This is a genomic window from Brucella rhizosphaerae (assembly GCF_002252475.1).
Taxonomy (GTDB): Bacteria; Pseudomonadota; Alphaproteobacteria; order Rhizobiales; family Rhizobiaceae; genus Brucella; species Brucella rhizosphaerae.
Window position 1 is genome coordinate 93,261 of sequence record NZ_NNRK01000034.1, and the last position, 20,287, is coordinate 113,547.

Here is a 20,287-nt window from a genome sequence, read left to right on the forward strand (position 1 = left end):
CGGGGGACTCGCGAGCATATGCATACGGATGACAGATTGATCGACAAAGCCGTCCGCATGCAGAACGGCTTATTGTCGACGCAGCTCCTGCACAGATTATCCAAAGTTGCAGGCGCCTTGGTCGTTCTCGCCGCTATCGCTGTCACCGTGATCTATTCAATCACGAAACCCGACAACAACTGGGATATGATCCCCTATATCGCCACCGCAATCGAGAACCGATATCCTGATGCAGCGGCACTTCATAAAGAGACATGGCGACAGGTTGCGGCTGCGACCTCACAAAACGAGATCAACGCCCTGAAATACGGTGGCGATTACCGCCGCGCTCAATGGGAAAGCCCCGATAATTTCAAATCGCAGCTGATCATGTACAGGGTCAAGGTTGGCTATGTGCAATTGCTGCGTCTGATCGAACCCTATACGGGGCTTGTGGCGGGAGGACATGTCATCAGTCTCGCAGCGGCCACCGCTTCCGGACTGATTATCCTCGCGATCCTTGTCTATTATAACGCTCTTCAAGCAGGGCTGCTGGTTGGACCTGCCCTCCTGCTGGCGGGATTTGGGCCGATGACGTCGGCGGTCTTTCCAGACATCGTTCTCGCTGCATTTTCATTTGTCGCAATATTTGCGGTGATGAAAGAGCGTGACTGGCTCGCATCTGCCCTGCTTGTCCTGTCCTTCACGATCAGGCCAGATAATATAATTATGATTTTTGCCCTGCTGATTACTGCAGTGCTTTTTGGCTGGCGCAAGTTGCCTTTGCTCACAGCCTTCGCAGTATCCATCATCCTAGGGCTCATAATATCAAACCATACCGGACATACCGGCTGGTGGGCCCATCTCTATTTCACCTGCATCGAAATGCAGCATTCCATGAGCGGCTTCAAGCCGGACTTCTCGCTTCTGCTCCTCATCAAGGCCTATGTTCGCGGCGTCATGCTGGCGCTTTATCTCGAAAGCTGGCCTTCAATCCTTTTGATATCGCTGGCTGCTTGGGCCGCAATGGCAAAGGCCGGAATCAAAACGACAATTCCGCGGCTCAATGGCATTGTCTTCGCCATGTTCATCGGAATTCTGGGAAAGTTCGTTTATTTCCCGATGCCCTATGACCGCTTCTTCTTCAACATGATCATAATTATGGTGCTGATGCTTTCCCTTGCCTGGGCGACACACTCAAACAGGAAGGTAGCACTGGAAGCAATGGGAAGCCGCCCTATGTGAGGTGTTAACCCAAACAGAGGAGCTTCCCATGGACAGAAAAGCAACGGCAGTCTGGAAAGGTACACTCAAGGACGGCAAAGGCACGCTCAACACGCAAAGCGGCGCATTGAAAGACTTGCCTTACGATTTCAAAGCCCGCTTTGAAGACGAAAGCGGTCGCGCTGGCACCAATCCAGAAGAACTGCTTGGAGCGGCACATGCTGGCTGTTTCGCGATGCAGCTTTCCGCCCTTCTGACCGAACACGGTACGCCACCTGAGAAGCTGGATGCCACAGCTGCGGTAACGGTCGGCCCCGCATCAGGAGGCGGCTTTGCAATCTCCCGCAGCGCACTGACACTGAGCGCCACCATACCCGGCATTTCCGCAGAAGACTTTGCGAGCCTTGCCAGGAAAGCCAAAGAGTCCTGTCCTCTTTCCAAGGCACTTGGTGCCATTGAAGTAACGCTGGACGCAAAACTCGTTTGATTCTATAAATATGGAGGCCATAATGGCCTCCTTTTTTATTTGTCTTAATTATTTATTTCATTTCCGGGTATTTCAAATGCAAAATATATTATCAGCTTTTGCTGTATTTTCCGCTGTCTTATTGGGATCATCTTTATCTGTTGCTCAATCTAATTCTCCAGAGATTGTAGGACAGATATTGAAAACCGAACAGCAGGAAATTGGCTCCGAAGTCTTCACAGCACCCGGATACAAGCCTGGAACCGTTCAACATATCGTACTGTTCAAATACAGAAAGTCGGTTACGCCAGCCCAAATCGAGGAAGTAAGGAACCGCTTTCTGGCCTTGAAAACCGTAGCCAAAAGAAACGGAAAACCTTATATCCTGCGTCTCGAAGCGGGAGCACAGAACAGTGGTGAAGGGGCCGACCACGGCTTTCAGGAAGGCTTTGTTGTTACTTTCTGCTCGGAAGGTGATCGCAATTACTACGTCGGTACACCGATCGTGACCGACCCGAAGTTCTTCGATCCAGCCCATCAGAAATTCAAAGACTTTGTCGGCCCGCTACTGGCGGAGAAAAATGGCGCACTGGTTTTTGATTTCAAAGCCCAGACACAATAAGCCGCAAATATTTAAGCTGAAAAAGCGCAGCATCCACGCAAAGAAAATCAGTTCACCGGACTGTTTTTTGATCCTGCTGGGATGCTTGCATTTAGGAATTTCAAACCGTCACGGCTTCAAGTTCGAGCCAGGTTCAGCATCTGCTTCCTATGACTTTCATTCCGGCAAGTGGCACACAGCCTCGATATTGTGCCCGTTGGGATCAATCACAAAGGCTGCATAATAATCGGGATGATAATGCTCGCGCAGCCCGGGCTTACCGTTGTCACGTCCACCAGCAGCAAGTGCTGCCTCATAGAAACGGTTAACTTCTGATCGGGTGCCTGCCGAAAAGGCCACATGCAACACGCCTTCCAGCTTTGAGCCTTTTTGCTTGCCGATCCAGAATTCCGGCTTGCCGTTACGGCCATAACCGACCCAATCACCGAATTCCATCGCCCGCGTAATACCCAACGGCGCCAGGGCCGCATCGTAGAAGGCACGGGATTTAGGCATGCTGGAGATGTTGAAACCGATATGATCGAGCATGAAAGACCTTCAAAGCAGCGGTGAATTCCACTGATTAGATCAGATATCGGCAAAACAGCAAAGATCAAGTCCCTGCCAATGAATGAGACAAAAGAAAAGGGAGGCAGAGCCTCCCTTTAAGTTCTTTCGATGCAGCACGTTCTAAACGCGGCGCTCGACCATCATCTTCTTAATCTCGGCAATTGCCTTGGCAGGGTTGAGACCCTTCGGGCAAGTCTGCGCGCAGTTCATGATCGTGTGGCAGCGATAGAGACGGAACGGATCTTCGAGATTGTCGAGACGCTCGCCCTTGGCTTCATCACGGCTGTCGATCAGCCAGCGATAGGCCTGAAGCAGTACAGCTGGACCGAGATATCGGTCACCGTTCCACCAGTAGCTTGGGCACGAGGTCGAGCAGCAAGCACAGAGAATGCACTCGTAAAGACCATCAAGCTTCTGACGATCTTCGTGGCTCTGCAGCCATTCCTTCTGCGGCTCAGGCGAAACCGTCTTGAGCCAGGGCTCGATCGAACGGTGCTGGGCGTAGAAGTTGCTCAGATCCGGCACAAGGTCCTTCACCACAGGCATATGCGGCAGCGGATAAACCTTGATGGAACCCTTGATCTCATCCATGCCCTTGGTGCAGGCAAGGGTGTTTGCGCCATCGATATTCATCGCGCAGGAACCGCAAATGCCTTCACGGCATGAACGGCGCAGCGTCAGTGTCGGATCGATCTTGTTCTTGATGTAGAGAAGACCGTCGAGCACCATCGGGCCGCAATCGTCGCGGTCGATGTAATAGGTGTCGATGCTTGGATTCGCATCGTCATCCGGCGACCAGCGGTAAATGCGGAACTCCGTTACATTCTTGGCACCATCTGGACGCGGCCAGGTCTTGCCTTCCTGCATACGGGAGTTTTTGGGAAGTGCGAGTTCAACCATTGCTCATTCCCTCGATCAGTAAACGCGCTTCTTGGGCGCAATCTTGGCCAGGCTGATGCCGCCTTCGTCCTCGGTCGTCAACGGATCGAGATGAACAGGGCGGTAATCAAGCTTCACATCACCATTAGGCGACAGCCATGACAGGGTGTGTTTACGCCATTCAGCGTCATTACGGTCCGGGAAATCCTCGTGTGCATGCGCACCGCGGCTTTCCTGACGGGCTTCAGCCGAAACGACCGTCACCATCGCGTTTGCCATCAGGTTTTCCAGTTCCAGCGTCTCAACCAGATCGGAGTTCCAGATCATCGAACGATCGCTGACCTTGATGTCCGGCAGTTCTTTCCAGATCGCCGACATGCGCTGAACGCCCTGCTTGAGCGACTCATCCGTGCGGAACACGGCAGCATCTTCCTGCATGGTGCGCTGCATCTTCTCGCGCAGTTCTGCGGTCGGCATTGACCCATTGGCAAAACGAAGACGATGGAAACGTTCCATGATCGTTTCAACGGCAGCTTCATTGATGTCAGGGATCTTCGCTGCGCGATCGATAACCTCACCAGCGCGAATTGCAGCCGCACGGCCAAACACCACAAGATCGATCAGCGAGTTGGAGCCAAGACGGTTGGCACCATGCACCGATGCGCAGCCTGCTTCACCAACGGCCATCAGGCCCGGCTGTACGCGGTCTGGATCTTCTGAGGTCGGGTTGAGCACTTCGCCCCAGTAATTGGTTGGAATGCCGCCCATATTGTAGTGAACTGTCGGCAGAACCGGGATCGGTTCTTTGGTCACATCAACGCCTGCGAAAATCTTGGCCGACTCGGAAATACCCGGCAGACGCTCATGCAGAACAGCCGGATCGAGATGGTCGAGATGCAGATAGATGTGGTCTTTGTTCTTGCCAACGCCGCGACCAGCACGGATTTCCATGGTCATGCAGCGCGAGACAACGTCACGCGAAGCAAGGTCCTTGGCAGAAGGCGCATAACGCTCCATGAAGCGCTCACCTTCAGAATTGACGAGATAACCGCCTTCGCCGCGTGCGCCTTCTGTGATCAGGCAGCCCGCGCCGTAAATACCGGTTGGGTGGAACTGAACGAATTCCATGTCCTGAAGCGGAAGACCAGCACGTGCCGCCATGCCGCCACCGTCGCCGGTGCAGGTGTGCGCTGAGGTTGCCGAGAAATACGAACGACCATAACCACCCGTTGCCAGAACCACCATCTTGGCGGAGAAGCGATGGATCGTGCCGTCGTCGAGGTTCCAGGCAACAACGCCCGTGCAGACGCCGTCAGTCATGATCAGATCAAGTGCGAAATATTCGATGAAGAACTGCGCATTGTGCTTGAGCGACTGGCCGTAAAGCGTGTGCAGGATCGCGTGTCCGGTACGGTCAGCAGCAGCACAGGTTCGCTGAACCGGAGGACCATCACCGAAGTTCTGCATGTGACCGCCGAACGGGCGCTGATAGATCTTGCCCTCTTCGGTACGCGAGAACGGAACGCCATAATGTTCCAGCTCATAGACTGCAGCAGGTGCTTCACGCGCCAGATATTCCATGGCGTCGGTATCGCCCAGCCAGTCCGACCCCTTGACGGTGTCGTACATGTGCCACTGCCAGCTATCCGGGCCCATATTCTTGAGCGACGCTGCAATACCACCCTGTGCCGCAACCGTGTGGGAGCGCGTCGGGAAAACCTTGGTGATGCAAGCCGTCTTCAGTCCCTGTTCGGCCATACCGAGCGTTGCACGAAGTCCGGCGCCACCGGCGCCAACCACGACAACATCGAACTTATGATCGACGAACGTATAGGACTTTTCGCCTGCAGCATTGGCTGCATTGTTTTCTGCACTAGCCATCAGGCTCTCAACCTCCGAAGCTCAGCTTGAGGATCGCGTAAACGCAGGCAAAGCCAACAACAACCGTGAAGAAGGTGTTGAGCATAACCAGCAGGACCTTCAGGCCTTCGCCGTGAATGTAATCTTCAATAATGACCTGCATGCCAAGACGCATGTGGTAAACGCCGGTCAGCACGAACAACGCCATAACGAGCGCCGTGAAAGGATGCGCCAGAACGGCCTTCACTTCCGCATAGCTCGCGCCATTGAGCGAGATAATCAGACCAATGAAAAACAGAACCAGCGGAACGAGTGCAACAGCACTCATACGCTGAAACCAGAAATGGCCGGTGCCTTCCTTGGCTGACCCCAGACCGCGAACCTTGCCGAGAGGCGTACGCATATCGCTCATGTCAGAATTCCTTTCAGCGCACCGCGAAGGCAACAACCCAGACAAGGATCGTCGCAGGCAGCGAGAAGGCCAGCGTCAGCCATGCGATCCTGCTGGCCGTGTGCTTTTCAAGTCCGGCGCCCATGTCCCAGATGAAATGGCGTATGCCGCCAGCCAGATGGTGCAGCAGCGCCCACGTATAGCCAAACAGCACCAGATAGCCGATCCAGGAATTAAAAACCCAGCTCACCATGTTGAAGGCATCTTCACCGATTGCAGCAGCGATCAGCCATGCAGCGAGAAGAAGGGTTCCGAAATAAAGCGCGCCACCAGTGATACGATGGATGATGGACATCGTCATCGTGACTTTCGGTCGATAAATCGACAGATGTGGCGACAAAGGACGCTGACGCGTAACGGTCGGTTGTGTCATGGCTCTCGTGGGCTTCCCTGACGTTTCTACCCGCTTCATAGTGCCGGAGTTTTATCTGGCATAATGAAACGAATGGCCGGTTCTTCAAAACCGAGTTCGATGTCGCTCACAACGCAGGAAACAGAACTTATCGATCCTGCGCCGGCACGACCCAGAAAATGTGGCTGGATCGTGTCGCACGACCCTATGTGGCGCTTTCTACTGCGCTTTCACCATCACGTCAAAGAAGCTTTTTCACGAAAAGACTAACAATTGGTCGCACCCGGACGACACTTTCGCGTGATTTGGGAATTTAAACGATTGAAGTCCCGGATTCCCAAAAACATGTGTAATTTCATCAACTTTTGCGGATGAAGCCTAGTTGCCGAAGCGAATCACATAGCTCGACCAATCCGCAGCGGTTGCAATTTGCTCATAAAGCTTGCGACCGTCTTCCGGCACACGGGGCGCATTGAGCACCAGCTTCGACCAGCTACGTTCTTCAGCCTTGTCGGCCAGCAAATCGATGAGCGCCTTGGCGATGCCTTTGCCACGGTGATCGTGATGCACATAGATATGATCCACCTGCCCTGCACGAAGGCCAGATACCGGTTCCGGGAGATCATAGAAGATCACAAAGCCAACGAGATCGCCGTCAACGCGAGCACCCAGAATTTCAGTGGCGCGGTCCTGCAACAAATGCTCCGCATAAAATTCATCCGGACGACGCGGCGCACCACGCTTCAATGCCTGAGCGTAGCTTGCAAGCAGCGGCGCGAACTCATGGGCATCGCGCAGATGAAGGAGCGCAATATCGACGGCATGATCAATAGTCATGAGCAATCTTTCCCTCAAAATATATTTCCTGAAATCGGAAACACCTCAATTGTAGACAAGAGCCCGGCCAAAGGTAAAGCGCATTGCACGCAAAATCAGTTCAACCTGCGGCCATTATTCATGCCACGAAACTCGACCACATTGTCATCGAGCATCATCGGGAGCGCCGTGCGAACACAGTTGCGGCCATTCTTTTTGGCTTCATAAAGCGCACCATCCGCACGCTTGTAAACATCGGAGAAGAAGTCATCGAACTCCATTTCCGTGACACCAAAACTCACCGCAAAGGCTACATCGCCCGAAACACCGGGAAGCGTAATATCGGCGCAGGCCAGACGCACTCTTTCTGCAAACCGCCATGCCGACTGGATCGTATGACCGGGAAGCAGAACGGCAAACTCTTCGCCTCCCATACGCGCAGCAATCCCGCCCTTGGAGACTGCCGAGCGGCGCAATTCATCAGCAAACGCCGCAATCACCCGGTCGCCCAGGGCATGTCCATGGGTGTCGTTGATCGACTTGAAATAATCGATATCGCAGACAATCAGCGAGAGCGCCTGCCGCACGCGCTTTGATTTATCAATCGCAGCCTCTGCCCTGAACTCAAACCCGCGCCGGTTCAGAAGGCCTGAAAGCTGATCGGTTTCCGAGCGCAGCGTCACATCGGAAATCAATTCGCCCATAAGGCTCAGCAAAAGCAGCAAGCCCGCCGCAACCGAAAGCCCGGCACCGATGGATTGGACCAGCAACGCATAGTCGGTTCGGACATAATCAGTCGGATTAACGCCAACTCCTCCTACCAGCGAGGCAAGAACTGGCTTGATAAGGAAATGAATGGCGCCGATCGTGAACAGGCCCGCCATCAGACCATCAAGGGCTCCCCAGGAGCGTCCGAACGGACGACCCAACGCACGAATGTTTGAGCGTCCCCGCATGATGACCCAGACGGCCAGCATCAATGTCAGGAAATAAGGGGACTGGTACAGAATTTGGCCCAGCATATCGCTGCGGGCAATGTCGTAAATGGCATAGACCATCGACATTGATCCCACCAGAAGCAGCCCAAGCGGCCACCAGGGAACAGGCGACGCATACATGCGCGCAAGCCCAATCACCAGACAGGCCAGCGTCATGAAATAAGCGCCGAAGGCCAGCATATAACCAAGCTTCTGACTGGGGATTGAGGGGATCAGCAGCTCTGTGAGGAAGTAGAGCATCGCAAAAACGAAACCCATCGCAAAGACGGGCGCGGCAGCATTATCGCGTGCAAAGGCTGCGATACCAAGAAAAGTAAAAACAAACAGACCGGAAACGGTCATGTTGATCAGGAGTATGAACTCTGCTCCGTCCATCCGCGCTTTCCGGCATACGCCTACGGGCCATTCCGACAAGCCCGCATTCCCCGATCCGATAGTCCGGCAAGATCGCTTGTTTCAGCCAGACTGAAAAAGCATTTGCCACTCAAGGCCATTATACATTCAAAGCATAAGAATGCAGCTAAATTAGCGGACGTTTCTCTGATTTCAAACAACGCTTTAAGCACGAAAAAAGCCGCTGGATTATCCCAGCGGCTTTTCTCAAACTTGCTCAAACCTTCTGGAAAAAAGGTTAGTTCCAGTCGCGGATATCCACGAAATGACCTGCAATTGCAGCTGCCGCAGCCATTGCTGGCGATACCAGATGCGTGCGCCCCTTAAAGCCCTGACGTCCTTCAAAGTTGCGGTTCGAAGTGGATGCGCAACGTTCGCCCGGCTTAAGCCGATCGTCGTTCATGGCGAGGCACATCGAGCAGCCCGGTTCACGCCAGTCGAAGCCGGCTTCGATGAACACCTTGTCGAGGCCTTCGGCTTCTGCCTGTTCCTTCACAAGGCCCGAACCTGGCACGATCATTGCGCTTACGCCAGCGGCAACTTTCTTGCCCTTGGCCATACGTGCAGCGTCACGCAGATCTTCAATACGCCCATTGGTGCAAGAGCCGATAAAGACGCGGTCAATCGTGATGTCCGTCATCTTGGTACCTGGCTTCAGGCCCATATAGTCGAGCGCACGCCACTTCGATGCACGCTTGGTTTCGTCCTTGATTTCATCAGGGTTTGGCACGATGTCGGTAACGAACACCACGTCTTCCGGCGATGAGCCCCAGGAAACAACCGGCGAAATCTTTGCGGCATCCAGCTCGACGATCTTGTCGAAATGTGCGCCTTCCTCTGAATGCAGAGTCTTCCAGTAGCCAATTGCCTGTTCAAGGGTTTCACCCTTTGGAGCACGTGGCTTGCCGGTGATGTAAGCGAAAGTCGTCTCATCAGGTGCGATCAGACCAGCGCGGGCACCGCCTTCAATCGACATGTTGCAGACCGTCATACGGCCTTCCATCGACAGCGAGCGAATAGCGCTGCCGGCATATTCGATCACATAACCTGTGCCGCCAGCCGTGCCGATCTTGCCAATAATCGCGAGTGTGATGTCTTTTGCTGTTACACCGGGAGCCAGTTCGCCATCAACACGCACCAGCATGTTCTTGGCTTTCTTCTGGATCAGCGTCTGGGTGGCCAGAACATGTTCGACTTCCGATGTGCCGATACCATGTGCAAGCGAGCCGAAAGCACCGTGGGTCGAGGTGTGGCTGTCGCCACAGACAATCGTCATGCCCGGCAGCGTAAAGCCCTGCTCAGGTCCAACGATATGGACGACGCCCTGACGCTTGTCGCGCTCCGAATAATATTCAACGCCGAAATCAGCGGCATTCCGGGCCAGAGCCTCGACCTGAATGCGGCTTTCTTCGTTCTTGATACCATTGATACGGTCTGGTGAGGTCGGCACATTGTGATCGACAACAGCCAGCGTTCTCTCAGGATGGCGCACCTTGCGGCCTGTCAGGCGCAGACCTTCAAAAGCCTGCGGGCTCGTCACTTCGTGCACAAGATGACGATCAATATAAAGGAGGCAGGTACCGTCTTCCTGCTGATCCACTACATGGTCGTCCCAGATCTTGTCATAAAGTGTACGCGGCGCGCTCATTGCGAGAGTTCCTTTAATAGTTCCCGGAGCATTTCCGACAAAAGCGCAAAGCGCGTCTGCCTAAGGACAATGCGTTCAAAGTGTTAGAGCGGCTTCGACGATTCCACATAGACTAGAACCGCTCTAGTTTTGCTGTCATATGCACCCGCCACCGCATTTCGTCAAGAAAGCGAAACCGCAACAGGGTGTCGCAGTAATAATCTTGCGTGATTCAGGCAAAATTATGCGCGATATTATGCGGAGCATTTTAATTTTAGCAAATAAAAAAGGCGGCCCAAGGCCGCCTTTTTAAAGATCTCTGCGTAAATATTATTCAGCAGCGGTCTTGGCAGCCTGCACCTTGGCAGCTGCTGCTAGCTTGTCAGCTTCGCGCTCAGCCTTCGTGCGGTTGTCTTTCTTTTCAGCAATACGTGCAGCCTTACCGGTGAGGCCACGGAGGTAGTAAAGCTTCGCACGACGGACCTTACCGCGGCGAACCAGTTCAACGCCTTCTACGATCGGCGAGTAAACAGGGAATACGCGCTCTACGCCTTCACCGTAAGAAATCTTACGAACAGTGAAGTTTTCGTTGATGCCAGCGCCGGAACGGGCAATGCAGACGCCTTCATAGGCCTGCACGCGGGTACGCGTACCTTCGGTAACGCGAACCTGAACGCGAACGGTGTCGCCTGGCTGGAAATCTGGAAGTGTGCGCTTTTCAGCGATTTTTGCTGCCTGTTCGGCTTCAAGCTGACGAATGATGTCGGTCATCGTCTGACTCCTTCTGAATTCTTCTCAAACAGTCAGAGCGCTCTGCACTTGCCGCCAGGCAACCTTGGCCTTGCGGTTATGCCCGAAAAATCAGGCAGGAGCGGTACACCATTTATTGGTTTACGGACGTCTCGGGCTTTGCCCGAACCGGATATTACGATGTCGGGTTTTCCCGAACTGGCAGGCTCATACAGCATCGCTACCAACTTGTCACGCCCTGTCAGAAATTTTCGTAGCCAGCGGCTCAAGACTGTGCCACTCTGATTGTCAACAATAAGAGCTTAAGTTGCAAACAATCTTAATAAGCTAGTACTAAAATGGGGACAAAATGACAATAATCAATCCATCACCCTCATTGTATAATGAGGACTTAGCACCCGCTGAAGAACGAAAATGGGGCGCCTTCAGCATTTTCAACGTATGGACGTCGGACGTTCATAGCCTCTGGGGCTATTATCTTGCCGCGAGTCTTTTTCTTCTTTGCGGCAGTTTCCTGAATTTCGTGATCGCCATCGGCATCGGATCACTGGTGATCTTTGTCCTGATGAGCCTCGTCGGCAATGCCGGTGTGCGAACCGGCGTGCCATTTCCAGTATTGGCGCGCGCTTCATTCGGAACTTTCGGCGCAAACTTTCCGGCTCTCGTGCGCGGTATCGTCGCCTGTTTCTGGTATGGTGCACAGACCGCCGCCGCATCCGGCGCTATCGTCGCCCTGCTCGTTCGCAATGAAAGCATTCTCGCCTTCCATCAGAACAGCCACATGCTTGGCCATTCGACATTGGAAGTCATGTGTTATGTTCTGGTCTGGGCAGCACAGCTTCTCATTATCCAGCGCGGCATGGAAACGGTGCGCAAATTCCAGGATTGGGCTGGGCCTGCGGTATGGATCATGATGCTGATCCTCGCAATTTACCTTCTCATCAAATCAGGAACATTCTCTTTCGGCAGCGAAATCCCGCGCGATGTCCTTTTGGAAAAGACCAAGGATGCGGGCGTCACCGGCGAACCAGGCTCATTTGCGGCGCTTGCCGCCGTCTCGGCAACCTGGATTACCTATTTCGCAGCGCTTTATCTCAACTTCTGCGACTTCTCGCGTTATGCCAAGGACGAAGCTTCGCTGCGTCGCGGCAACCTGTGGGGTTTGCCGGTCAACCTTCTGGCCTTCTGTCTCGTTGCAGGCGTGACGACCACCGCCGCCTTCACGGTATATGGTGAAGTGCTTCTGCATCCCGACCAGATTTCCGCTAAATTTGACAGCTGGTTCCTCGCGCTTCTCGCCGCTCTGACCTTCACAGTGGCAACGCTGGGCATCAACGTGGTTGCAAACTTCGTGTCAGCCTCCTTCGATTTTTCCAACACCTTCCCGCAGAAAGTGTCGTTCAAGCGTGGTGGCGTGATTGCAGCTATGATCGCGCTTATTCTCTATCCATTCGCGCCATGGGAAACCGGTGCCGCGCATTTTGTGAACTTCCTCGGTTCAACCATGGGTCCGATCTTCGGCATCATGATGGTTGATTATTACCTTCTGCGCCGCGGCAAGATCAACGTTGCTGACCTTTATCAGGAAAACGGAGAGTTCCGGTTCCAGAATGGCTGGCACATCAAGGCATTTGTTGCCTTTGGCATTGGCGCCCTGTTTTCGTCGATCCTGCCGATGACAACCAATATCCTGCCTGCATGGTGGGCGACTTATGGCTGGTTCTTCGGTGTCGCAATTGGCGGTAGCGTCTATTACGTACTTCGCAGATCGACAATCCAACAAACGGTCACCAAGCCACACGCGGCTTGATCTGAAAACGAAAATGCCCGGTCATTACCGGGCATTTTCATTCAACGGCCAATACGCCCAAGATGGGTGTCATTAAAGCTGGTCCCGTATTTGAGACCAAATCCCAGCGCACGATCCACACCAATATGCACCGCCCAGATGAGCGCTATCGCAAAACAGAGTGGCCAGCTCATCACCCAGCCCAGCACAGAAAGCAGCACAACGCCAATCCAGCTATGCGCGATATTATACACGACCGCACCTGTGCGCGGCCCTTTCATATAGGCAAAGAAAGACAGATCCGGTGCAAGAATGAGAACCACGAAAAGCCACCAGCTTACCCCGCTTATCCAGTAAGCACCAAGCGCCAGCAGCGCGAGGGAAAGGCTTTCAAGCCGCTGGATCAGGTTCATTTGCGTTTGGCCTCCCGATAGGCTTCCCAAAGATCAGGACGCCGTTCTTTTGTGATACGCTCAGCCTCGGCATGCCGCCATTTATCAATCGCGCCATGATTGCCGGATGTAAGAATGTCAGGAATGGAACGTTCTTCCCAAACCTGCGGGCGCGTATAATGCGGATGTTCCAAAAGCCCGGTCTCGAAGCTTTCCGTTTCACCCGATTCCCGATTACCCATAACACCCGGAAGAAGTCGCACGATGGCATCAAGCAGCACGATGGCCGCTGTTTCGCCACCCGACAAAATATAATCGCCAATCGATATCTCTTCGAGCGCGCGCGCTTCGATCACCCGCTCGTCGACGCCCTCAAAGCGTCCGCATAGAATGACTGCACCAGGACCATCTGCCAGTTCGCGCACGCGTTTTTGAGTGAGTGGCGCGCCCCGCGGGCTCATCAGCAACACCGGACGATCATCCGCAACAGAATCGAGCGCACGTGCCACCACATCCGGCTTCATCACCATGCCCGCACCACCGCCCGAAGGCGTGTCGTCAACCATCCGGTGCTTGCCTTCAGCAAAGTCACGGATCTGCACGGTATCAAGCGACCATGTTCCTTCGGCGAGTGCCTTTCCAGCCAGCGAAACACCCAAAGGCCCGGGAAACATTTCGGGATAAAGGGTGAGCACGGACGCATGAAATGTGCGCTCGGCATTATCCGTATCCGGCAGATCAATCATGACTTCTTCGGCCGCTTCTTTTCGCTGTTCTTTTCGTTCTGGGGCTCGTTGTCCTCACGAAGCGGATTGTCATCTTCGTCGGCAATCAATCCCGCTGCATGCGGATCGACGCGGATGGTCTCTGCTTCGAAATCAATTTCCGGTACCGCTGCTTCCGTAAAAGGGATCAGCATAGGGCGCTTGCCTTTCAGGCTCAGCTCAATCAGATCACCACCGCCAAAATCAAAAACCGCACTGACAACGCCATACGACTTGCCGTCAGCGTCAAGCGCTTCAAGGCCAATCAGGTCGGTCTGAAAAAACTCGTCCTCGTCAAGATCATCATCCGACAATTGCGAGCGGTCGATATAGAGCTCGGTTCCGTTCAATGCTTCGGCTGCATTGCGATCATTGATGCCTTTAAAGCGCACGACAACCACGGTCTTCGCCGAGCGTGCCTCAAGCACCTCATAGGCCTTGCCCTGCGCATCATAAAGCTGCCCATAATCGGCAATGGCCAGAGGATCGTCGGTAAATGTCTTGACCCTGACTTCGCCGCGTATGCCATGGGCGGCTCCGATAACGGCAAGTTGTATTGGGTTCTCTGGGCGCGACATGAAAATTTCCATAATTTAAGGGCTGTTTTATATCGCTTACTCAATTTCCCGTAAAAACGCCAAGAAAAATACAAATTCGTATCTTTACGGCTCGGCAACCTATCACTGGCAGACTTGTTACAGGCAGGCCAGTGGTCTGATTCCGATATTTGCAACCCAACCAGCGAAACCCGGTCATGATGACACAGAGCGAAATCCTGATCCCTGCCCGTGCCGATCTCGCGGCCGCGCGCGAGGAATGGCTGAAAACGCTGAAAGATACGCGTCGGTTATCGGAAAATACGCTTGAGGCTTATGAACGCGATACGCGCCAGTTTCTGCATTTCCTCACGCATCATCTGGGCGAGCCGCCTTCGATCAAGGATGTCGGCAATCTTCGTGTGGCCGATCTGCGTTCATTCCTCGCCAATCGCCGCAATGACGGTGTCGGTGCCCGCACGCTTGGCCGTGGCCTTGCCGGTGTACGCTCTCTGCTACGGCATCTGGAAAAGCGTGGTCTGGTCAATGCAGCCGGTGCTGCTGCCATTCGTGCGCCGCGCCAGCCAAAATCACTCCCAAAGCCACTTACCGCAGAAGATGCGCGTCGCGTGGTTGCAGCCGACGGCCAGATGGCAGATGAGCCGTGGATAGCAGCGCGCAATGCAGCCGTCCTCACACTTCTTTATGGATGCGGTCTGCGTATTTCTGAAGCGCTCGGCCTTGCAGGTGATGCACTCAGCGATGCTTCTGCCCTCTCAATTTTGATTACTGGTAAAGGCGGCAAAGCACGTATGGTGCCGCTGCTTCCCGCAGTCCATCGCGCAGTTGCGCAATATCGCGCGCTTTGCCCGTTTGATCTTTCCGCAGACAAGCCACTGTTCCGCGGTGCCAGGGGCGGCATCCTTCATTCGGCAATCATCCAGCGTGAAATGCAGAAGCTTCGCGCAGGTCTTGGTTTGCCCGATACTGCGACCCCTCACGCGCTGCGCCATTCCTTTGCCACGCATCTCCTTGGTCGCGGCGGCGATTTGCGCACCATTCAGGAACTGCTCGGCCATGCGAGCCTGTCGACCACACAGGTCTATACCGGTGTCGATACCGCGCGACTTCTCGAAGTTTATGACAAGGCGCATCCGCGCGCTTAAAAATTGGCATTTCATATCGCGCCGGACTACCTATATTCTCAGCATGAAAAAGCTGTTCCTCCTGTTTGCCTGTGCGCTCTTCGCAAGTTCGATCCATGTTCGCGCGGAAGAAACCTCCACGGTCTGCACCACGCGTGGCGTCAATCTGCTTGATGGACTGGACAAGAAGGACCCAAAACTCTGGGATGAGTTGCGCGCAGAGACAGAGAGTATTCCCAACCATAAAGGCATTATCTGGAAAATCGAAAAGGATGGACTGGCACCCTCCTATCTCTTCGGCACCATTCATCTTGGCGATCCTCGTGTGATGAAGTTGCCCGATGCGGCTGCAAAAGCCTATGCATCGGCGGATACCATCGTGATTGAAGCCACCGATGTTCTCGATCAGAAAGCGCTTCTGCGGCTCAAGCTCGAGCAGCCAGAGCTGATGCTGTTTACCGATGGCTCTACATTGCAATCGCATATACCACCCGACCGCCTTGCCGAAGTCACAAGGAAGCTTGAGGAACGCGGCATCATTCTCGGTGCCGTCGCCAAATTGAAACCCTGGATCGTCAGCAGTCTGCTGGCTCTTCCCAAATGTGAGCGGGAACGAAAGTTGCGCGGCGAAGGTTTTCTCGACGGTCAACTGGCCATTGAAGCAGAGGAAGAAGGCCGCACCGTCGAGGGACTGGAGACAGCAGCCGAACAGCTTGAAGCTATGAACAGGCTTCCGCTTGATTTTCATATGCGCAATCTGATTGCGACGGCTGATTTTGGTGACGCAATCGAAGATACAATGGAAACAATGATCGCCCTTTATCTTCAGGGTGAAACGGGAATGATCATGCCTGCACTGCGCAAAATCGTGCCCGGTGATCTGACCGATGACGATTATGATCTTTTCCAGAAGGTCATGCTGACCGACCGCAATCACATCATGGCGGAACGCGCAGCTCCGCTTCTTGAAAAAGGCGGACTGTTCATTGCTGTTGGTGCACTGCATCTGCCTGGCAAAGAGGGACTTGTCGAATTGTTGCGCGACGAGGGCTATCGCGTCACCGCTATGTGAGGCGGAACAATTCGAGCCCGGCTGCGTTAAACCTTCCAATGGTTGCAACCAACAGGAGGAGAGCTAATGGTTGACCCACTCGATCCCCGTAACGACCCGTTGAACAATCCGCGTCGTGCCGATCCACTCGCAGACCCTTTGGCAGACCCCATGGCAGAGCCCATGAAGGATTCGGTTGGCAGGCCGCCGCAGCCCAGAGGCAGCAATGGTCTTATGCTGGCTGTCATTCTGATCGCCGCAATTTTGATACTTGGTTATTTCTTTTATCGCGGCGGCAGCAGCACGGACACGACAGCGCCTCCACCGCCTGCGGCACAGGGCGAGACAACAACGCCACCGGCACAAAACTAATCATATGAAAAAGGCCCGCTCGAGCGGGCCTTTCTGCTTGCTGGGTTTAACCGGCAATTACATATGAATTGGCTTGGCGAAGGTCGCCAGGGCAGATTCACGAACCGCTTCCGACATGGTTGGATGCGCATGACAGGTGCGTGCGAGATCTTCCGACGAGCCGCCGAACTCCATCAGAACGACCAGTTCATGGATCATTTCACCGGCATTGTAGCCGAGGATATGGGCACCCAAAACGCGATCTGTTGCCTTGTCGGCGAGAATTTTCACAAAGCCGTCCGTATGCAGCATGGCGCGTGCGCGGCCGTTTGCCGTGAACGGGAACTTGCCGATCTTATAGTCGATGCCAGCGGCTTTCAGCTCTTCTTCCGTCTTGCCAACCGACGCTACTTCCGGCTGCGTGTAGACAACGCTTGGAATGACGTCGAAGTTTACATGGCCAGCCTGACCGGCGATGATTTCGGCAACTGCAATGCCTTCATCTTCGGCCTTGTGTGCAAGCATCGGGCCCTGCACAACGTCGCCGATGGCATAGATGCCTTCGACGTTGGTGCGCCAGTGACCATCGATGGCAACGCGACCGCGATCATCTATATTAACGCCAACTTCCTGCAGACCAAGACCATCCGTGTAAGGACGGCGTCCTGTGGAAATCAGGACAGCATCAGCGTCAATCGTTTCAGCATCGCCACCCTTGACTGGTTCAAAAGTCACTTTCGCGCCTTTACCAGCCTTTTCGACGCCGGTTACCTTCGCACCAAGCTTGAAGGTAATGCCCTGCTTTTCGAGGAGGCGCTGGAACTGCTTGGACACTTCGCCGTCCATTGCGCCAAGCACCTTGTCGAGATATTCGACAACAGTGACTTTCGCGCCGAGACGCGCCCAGACGGAACCAAGTTCGAGACCGATAACGCCACCACCAACAACGACCAGATGCGCCGGAACCTTGTCGAAAGCGATTGCGCCAGTCGAAGACACGATGACCTTCTCATCAATGTCGACCTTGACGCCCGGAATGCCAGCAACATCCGAACCGGTTGCGATGATGATGTTCTTGCCTTCGATTTCCTGAACGGTGCCGTCTTCAGCAGTCACGGAAACCTTGCCCTTGGCAACGATCTTGCCGGTGCCGATGTAAGGCGTGATCTTGTTCTTCTTGAACAGGAATTCAACGCCAGTGACATTCGACTTCACCGTCGCGTCCTTGTGAGCCAGCATCTTTTCGAGGTTGAGCTTCGGCTTGCTGATTTCAACACCCAGCGTGTCAAAGGAATGACCGGCTTCAGCAAACACTTCAGACGCGTGCAGCAGGGCCTTTGAAGGAATGCAGCCGACATTGAGACAAGTGCCGCCAAAGGTCTTGCGCTTTTCCACCACGGCCACCGAAAGGCCGAGCTGTGCGGCCTTGATTGCGGCCACATAACCGCCAGGGCCGGTACCGATGACAACCACATCGTAAGACATTGAACTATCCTTTTTCAGTCTGATCTTGGATGGACCGTTGCACGGCCCTTAAACTTTCATACGACCGGGTAATCCGATCATTCTTCTTCAGGTGCGCATGACTTGAAACGGAATGTTTCAAATTGAAGCGGCTTTTCAGGTTTCGCAGCACCAAAGTCATATCCGTCCAGGGCCGTTGCCAGATCTGGAAACAGTACGGCCTGTGCCGCAGGCTCATCGGCCTTTGGCAGCACATCCGCCTCTGCGCCTTCCTTCAGTGCATAGACAACGCTCTGCCAGATGCTGCAATCATCAAGGTCTTCCGGATCGGTGCCACCATTCTTGCAGTTATAGGTAATGATCGCATAGGGGCGTGCAACCCCCTCTTCCGGCCAGATGACGAGGCCAGAAAGTTTGAACTCCGGCTTGTCATCGGCAGTGATTGTGAATTCGTTGGTCGGCGCCGGGCTCATCTTGAGCGCATTGGACTGAGCGGCATGGAAGGTCAGCGTGTAGGCATCACCCTGATCGCGATAGACAGAGCGGTTCTGTGTGCAGGCTGCCTGAACAGCGCTCGAGAAAACCGTCACGGCCAGCGCTGATGCAGCCATCACTTTGAAGAGCTTCTTCACGTCATGCATCTGTCGGTTCTCCTCGGTTATCCGGCAGCTTCCCAGCGGATTTTCCGCAAGTTTCAATGCGCCTTTTCAGCCGCAAGTTTCAGACCAAGAGCAATGAAAACCACGCCGCTTGTTCTGTCGATCCATTTTGAAGCACGCGAGAAAACTGCGCGCATCTTGGGCGTCGTCATGAAAAGGCTGACACCGATAAACCATGAAATCAAAGTCGTGGCCATAACCACACCGTAACCAAGCTTGACCTCAGTTGGCGTGTGAAGGCTGACGACGGTCGAGAAAATCGACAGGAAGAAGAATACAGCCTTTGGATTAAGCGCATTCGCGGCAAAGCCGAGGCTGAAAGCCTTGAGTGCACTCTGCTTACGGCGCGGCTCCTGCGCGGTCATATCGATATCGATCTTGGTGGTCCCGGCGCGCAACGCCTTGATACCGATATAGATGAGATAGGCTACGCCGCACCATTTGACGATATTGAAGAGATAGATCGACTGGGAAATGATTAATCCCAGACCGAGGACCGTATAGGTGACGTGCATCATGAATGCCGCACCAATGCCAAAGCTGGTGATAATCGCCTCTCGACGTCCCTGCATCAGCGATTGACGGATTACCATGGCGAGATCAGCGCCCGGCGAAATGATGGCAAAGACGAAAATCGCCATCAGAGATGCAAGTTCAAACAGATAGGGATGCATCACTTTTCCTTTGCCCCGCACTTGTCAGATGCGGACAACCGTCAAAAAACCAGATTGAAGAACATGAGCGCAAGTCCGGCCAGTGAACCGACCCAGACGAGCGAGCGGATATAGGGGATACCCGCGAGATAAAGCGGAATATAGACAATGCGACAAGCAAACCAGATCCACGCGCCGCAAAGCCCCCATCCCTGAGCATCACCCTTGAATACAAGTGCAAGGGCGAGCGCTATGAATGCGGGATAGGTTTCACGGAAATTGTTGGAAGCACGTTCCGCACGACCGGCAAGATGGCCAGTAGGTTTCAACCCGTTGTCGCGTGGACCCGCATTCCATTTGGAGCCGAGTTCCTTCGTCACTGTCCAGCCCTGCAGAAGGATATGAACCACCAACAGAACAACACTCCAGCCAATCAGCGGGAGAAAAGGCGACGCGGAAAACAAACCCGGCTCCATATTTTCGTTCCTTAGAGCATAATCCTGAAAAGTTATCGGAC

Annotated in this window: 23 protein-coding genes; 7 read left to right on the plus strand and 16 right to left on the minus strand. The window is 54.0% G+C overall.

What is annotated here, in order from left to right; genetic code table 11:
* The first annotated feature begins 36 nt into the window (after nucleotides 1-36).
* The 3 genes from CEV32_RS17535 to CEV32_RS17545 are packed head-to-tail and all read left to right on the plus strand — an operon-like array spanning nucleotide 37 to nucleotide 2,291.
* Nucleotides 37-1,224 carry a hypothetical protein gene (locus CEV32_RS17535; RefSeq protein WP_143128853.1) on the plus strand — a complete coding sequence of 396 codons (1,188 nt, stop codon included), beginning with the start codon at nucleotides 37-39 and terminating at the stop codon, nucleotides 1,222-1,224.
* Between the two features lie 28 nt (nucleotides 1,225-1,252).
* Nucleotides 1,253-1,690 carry an OsmC family protein gene (locus CEV32_RS17540; RefSeq protein ID WP_094578412.1) on the plus strand — a complete coding sequence of 146 codons (438 nt, stop codon included), beginning with the start codon at nucleotides 1,253-1,255 and terminating at the stop codon, nucleotides 1,688-1,690.
* Between the two features lie 22 nt (nucleotides 1,691-1,712).
* Nucleotides 1,713-2,291, plus strand: coding sequence for a Dabb family protein (locus CEV32_RS17545; RefSeq protein WP_235818846.1), 579 nt, complete (start codon nucleotides 1,713-1,715; stop codon nucleotides 2,289-2,291).
* A 156-nt stretch (nucleotides 2,292-2,447) separates the two neighbouring features.
* On the opposite strand, the gene CEV32_RS17550 is transcribed toward CEV32_RS17545, so the two are convergent.
* The 9 genes from CEV32_RS17550 to rplS form a co-directional block, all read right to left on the minus strand.
* Nucleotides 2,448-2,819: a VOC family protein gene (locus CEV32_RS17550; protein WP_094578413.1), complete on the minus strand. Its 372-nt coding sequence runs from the start codon at nucleotides 2,817-2,819 to the stop codon at nucleotides 2,448-2,450.
* 141 nt (nucleotides 2,820-2,960) lie between these two features.
* Nucleotides 2,961-3,740 carry a succinate dehydrogenase iron-sulfur subunit gene (locus tag CEV32_RS17555; protein WP_007872174.1) on the minus strand — a complete coding sequence of 260 codons (780 nt, stop codon included), beginning with the start codon at nucleotides 3,738-3,740 and terminating at the stop codon, nucleotides 2,961-2,963.
* A gap of 15 nt (nucleotides 3,741-3,755) precedes the next feature.
* Entirely contained in the window at nucleotides 3,756-5,600 is a 1,845-nt protein-coding gene (sdhA, locus tag CEV32_RS17560) for a succinate dehydrogenase flavoprotein subunit (protein ID WP_094578414.1), read from the minus strand.
* Nucleotides 5,601-5,607: 7 nt separating this feature from the next.
* Nucleotides 5,608-5,991, minus strand: a complete 384-nt coding sequence (gene sdhD / locus CEV32_RS17565; protein ID WP_094578415.1) for a succinate dehydrogenase, hydrophobic membrane anchor protein — start codon at nucleotides 5,989-5,991, stop codon at nucleotides 5,608-5,610.
* A 13-nt stretch (nucleotides 5,992-6,004) separates the two neighbouring features.
* Nucleotides 6,005-6,403 (minus strand): succinate dehydrogenase, cytochrome b556 subunit, encoded by a 399-nt coding sequence (sdhC, locus tag CEV32_RS17570; protein WP_094578416.1) that lies wholly within the window; start codon nucleotides 6,401-6,403, stop codon nucleotides 6,005-6,007.
* A 357-nt stretch (nucleotides 6,404-6,760) separates the two neighbouring features.
* On the minus strand, nucleotides 6,761-7,219 hold the full coding sequence (locus CEV32_RS17580; protein ID WP_094578417.1) for a GNAT family N-acetyltransferase: 459 nt from the start codon (nucleotides 7,217-7,219) through the stop codon (nucleotides 6,761-6,763).
* 95 nt (nucleotides 7,220-7,314) lie between these two features.
* Complete coding sequence (locus CEV32_RS17585; protein ID WP_094578418.1) at nucleotides 7,315-8,571, minus strand: GGDEF domain-containing protein; 1,257 nt, start codon at nucleotides 8,569-8,571, stop codon at nucleotides 7,315-7,317.
* 256 nt (nucleotides 8,572-8,827) lie between these two features.
* Nucleotides 8,828-10,237, minus strand: coding sequence for a 3-isopropylmalate dehydratase large subunit (leuC, locus tag CEV32_RS17590; RefSeq protein WP_094578419.1), 1,410 nt, complete (start codon nucleotides 10,235-10,237; stop codon nucleotides 8,828-8,830).
* Nucleotides 10,238-10,546: 309 nt separating this feature from the next.
* Nucleotides 10,547-10,987, minus strand: coding sequence for a 50S ribosomal protein L19 (gene rplS / locus CEV32_RS17595; protein ID WP_094578420.1), 441 nt, complete (start codon nucleotides 10,985-10,987; stop codon nucleotides 10,547-10,549).
* Between the two features lie 328 nt (nucleotides 10,988-11,315).
* On the opposite strand from rplS, the gene CEV32_RS17600 reads away from it, so the two are divergent.
* The gene (locus tag CEV32_RS17600) at nucleotides 11,316-12,776 is read left to right on the plus strand and encodes an NCS1 family nucleobase:cation symporter-1 (RefSeq protein ID WP_094578421.1); all 1,461 of its coding nucleotides are present in this window, start codon (nucleotides 11,316-11,318) and stop codon (nucleotides 12,774-12,776) included.
* A 41-nt stretch (nucleotides 12,777-12,817) separates the two neighbouring features.
* Here CEV32_RS17600 and CEV32_RS17605 read toward each other — a convergent pair whose 3' ends face one another.
* The 3 genes from CEV32_RS17605 to rimM are packed head-to-tail and all read right to left on the minus strand — an operon-like array spanning nucleotide 12,818 to nucleotide 14,489.
* The gene (locus tag CEV32_RS17605; RefSeq protein ID WP_094578422.1) at nucleotides 12,818-13,168 is read right to left on the minus strand and encodes a DUF4260 domain-containing protein; all 351 of its coding nucleotides are present in this window, start codon (nucleotides 13,166-13,168) and stop codon (nucleotides 12,818-12,820) included.
* The gene (gene trmD / locus CEV32_RS17610; protein ID WP_094578423.1) at nucleotides 13,165-13,893 is read right to left on the minus strand and encodes a tRNA (guanosine(37)-N1)-methyltransferase TrmD; all 729 of its coding nucleotides are present in this window, start codon (nucleotides 13,891-13,893) and stop codon (nucleotides 13,165-13,167) included. Before trmD ends, CEV32_RS17605 begins: the two co-directional genes overlap by 4 nt.
* Nucleotides 13,890-14,489: a ribosome maturation factor RimM gene (rimM, locus tag CEV32_RS17615; RefSeq protein ID WP_094579149.1), complete on the minus strand. Its 600-nt coding sequence runs from the start codon at nucleotides 14,487-14,489 to the stop codon at nucleotides 13,890-13,892. The genes trmD and rimM overlap by 4 nt, the downstream gene beginning before the upstream one ends.
* A gap of 176 nt (nucleotides 14,490-14,665) precedes the next feature.
* Here rimM and CEV32_RS17620 point away from each other — a divergent pair, with 176 nt between their 5' ends.
* The 3 genes from CEV32_RS17620 (at nucleotide 14,666) to CEV32_RS17630 (ending at nucleotide 17,015) form a co-directional block, all read left to right on the plus strand.
* A complete protein-coding gene (locus tag CEV32_RS17620) occupies nucleotides 14,666-15,613 on the plus strand; it encodes a tyrosine recombinase XerC (RefSeq protein ID WP_094578424.1) in 948 nt (315 codons plus the stop codon).
* Between the two features lie 43 nt (nucleotides 15,614-15,656).
* On the plus strand, nucleotides 15,657-16,664 hold the full coding sequence (locus CEV32_RS17625; RefSeq protein ID WP_094579150.1) for a TraB/GumN family protein: 1,008 nt from the start codon (nucleotides 15,657-15,659) through the stop codon (nucleotides 16,662-16,664).
* Between the two features lie 66 nt (nucleotides 16,665-16,730).
* Complete coding sequence (locus CEV32_RS17630) at nucleotides 16,731-17,015, plus strand: hypothetical protein (protein ID WP_094578425.1); 285 nt, start codon at nucleotides 16,731-16,733, stop codon at nucleotides 17,013-17,015.
* 57 nt (nucleotides 17,016-17,072) lie between these two features.
* On the opposite strand, the gene lpdA is transcribed toward CEV32_RS17630, so the two are convergent.
* From lpdA to CEV32_RS17650, 4 genes are all read right to left on the minus strand, one after another.
* Nucleotides 17,073-18,479, minus strand: coding sequence for a dihydrolipoyl dehydrogenase (gene lpdA, locus CEV32_RS17635; RefSeq protein WP_094578426.1), 1,407 nt, complete (start codon nucleotides 18,477-18,479; stop codon nucleotides 17,073-17,075).
* A 77-nt stretch (nucleotides 18,480-18,556) separates the two neighbouring features.
* Nucleotides 18,557-19,099: a hypothetical protein gene (locus tag CEV32_RS17640; RefSeq protein WP_094578427.1), complete on the minus strand. Its 543-nt coding sequence runs from the start codon at nucleotides 19,097-19,099 to the stop codon at nucleotides 18,557-18,559.
* Nucleotides 19,100-19,152: 53 nt separating this feature from the next.
* Nucleotides 19,153-19,791, minus strand: a complete 639-nt coding sequence (locus CEV32_RS17645; RefSeq protein WP_094578428.1) for a LysE family translocator — start codon at nucleotides 19,789-19,791, stop codon at nucleotides 19,153-19,155.
* 41 nt (nucleotides 19,792-19,832) lie between these two features.
* Nucleotides 19,833-20,246, minus strand: coding sequence for an MAPEG family protein (locus CEV32_RS17650; protein WP_094578429.1), 414 nt, complete (start codon nucleotides 20,244-20,246; stop codon nucleotides 19,833-19,835).
* Nucleotides 20,247-20,287 lie beyond the last annotated feature (41 nt).

Bases quoted from the DNA above. Each gene is read 5' to 3' on its own strand.
- CEV32_RS17540 (WP_094578412.1), top strand. From the start codon at position 1,253: ATGGACAGAAAAGCAACGGCAGTCTGGAAAGGTACACTCAAGGACGGC.
- CEV32_RS17545 (WP_235818846.1), top strand. From the start codon at position 1,713: ATGGCCTCCTTTTTTATTTGTCTTAATTATTTATTTCATTTCCGGGTA.
- CEV32_RS17550 (WP_094578413.1), bottom strand. From the start codon at position 2,819: ATGCTCGATCATATCGGTTTCAACATCTCCAGCATGCCTAAATCCCGT.
- CEV32_RS17555 (WP_007872174.1), bottom strand. From the start codon at position 3,740: ATGGTTGAACTCGCACTTCCCAAAAACTCCCGTATGCAGGAAGGCAAG.
- sdhA (WP_094578414.1), bottom strand. From the start codon at position 5,600: ATGGCTAGTGCAGAAAACAATGCAGCCAATGCTGCAGGCGAAAAGTCC.
- sdhD (WP_094578415.1), bottom strand. From the start codon at position 5,991: ATGAGCGATATGCGTACGCCTCTCGGCAAGGTTCGCGGTCTGGGGTCA.
- sdhC (WP_094578416.1), bottom strand. From the start codon at position 6,403: ATGACACAACCGACCGTTACGCGTCAGCGTCCTTTGTCGCCACATCTG.
- CEV32_RS17580 (WP_094578417.1), bottom strand. From the start codon at position 7,219: ATGACTATTGATCATGCCGTCGATATTGCGCTCCTTCATCTGCGCGAT.
- CEV32_RS17585 (WP_094578418.1), bottom strand. From the start codon at position 8,571: ATGGACGGAGCAGAGTTCATACTCCTGATCAACATGACCGTTTCCGGT.
- leuC (WP_094578419.1), bottom strand. From the start codon at position 10,237: ATGAGCGCGCCGCGTACACTTTATGACAAGATCTGGGACGACCATGTA.
- rplS (WP_094578420.1), bottom strand. From the start codon at position 10,987: ATGACCGACATCATTCGTCAGCTTGAAGCCGAACAGGCAGCAAAAATC.
- CEV32_RS17600 (WP_094578421.1), top strand. From the start codon at position 11,316: ATGACAATAATCAATCCATCACCCTCATTGTATAATGAGGACTTAGCA.
- CEV32_RS17605 (WP_094578422.1), bottom strand. From the start codon at position 13,168: ATGAACCTGATCCAGCGGCTTGAAAGCCTTTCCCTCGCGCTGCTGGCG.
- trmD (WP_094578423.1), bottom strand. From the start codon at position 13,893: ATGATTGATCTGCCGGATACGGATAATGCCGAGCGCACATTTCATGCG.
- rimM (WP_094579149.1), bottom strand. From the start codon at position 14,489: ATGTCGCGCCCAGAGAACCCAATACAACTTGCCGTTATCGGAGCCGCC.
- CEV32_RS17620 (WP_094578424.1), top strand. From the start codon at position 14,666: ATGATGACACAGAGCGAAATCCTGATCCCTGCCCGTGCCGATCTCGCG.
- CEV32_RS17625 (WP_094579150.1), top strand. From the start codon at position 15,657: ATGAAAAAGCTGTTCCTCCTGTTTGCCTGTGCGCTCTTCGCAAGTTCG.
- CEV32_RS17630 (WP_094578425.1), top strand. From the start codon at position 16,731: ATGGTTGACCCACTCGATCCCCGTAACGACCCGTTGAACAATCCGCGT.
- lpdA (WP_094578426.1), bottom strand. From the start codon at position 18,479: ATGTCTTACGATGTGGTTGTCATCGGTACCGGCCCTGGCGGTTATGTG.
- CEV32_RS17640 (WP_094578427.1), bottom strand. From the start codon at position 19,099: ATGCATGACGTGAAGAAGCTCTTCAAAGTGATGGCTGCATCAGCGCTG.
- CEV32_RS17645 (WP_094578428.1), bottom strand. From the start codon at position 19,791: ATGCATCCCTATCTGTTTGAACTTGCATCTCTGATGGCGATTTTCGTC.
- CEV32_RS17650 (WP_094578429.1), bottom strand. From the start codon at position 20,246: ATGGAGCCGGGTTTGTTTTCCGCGTCGCCTTTTCTCCCGCTGATTGGC.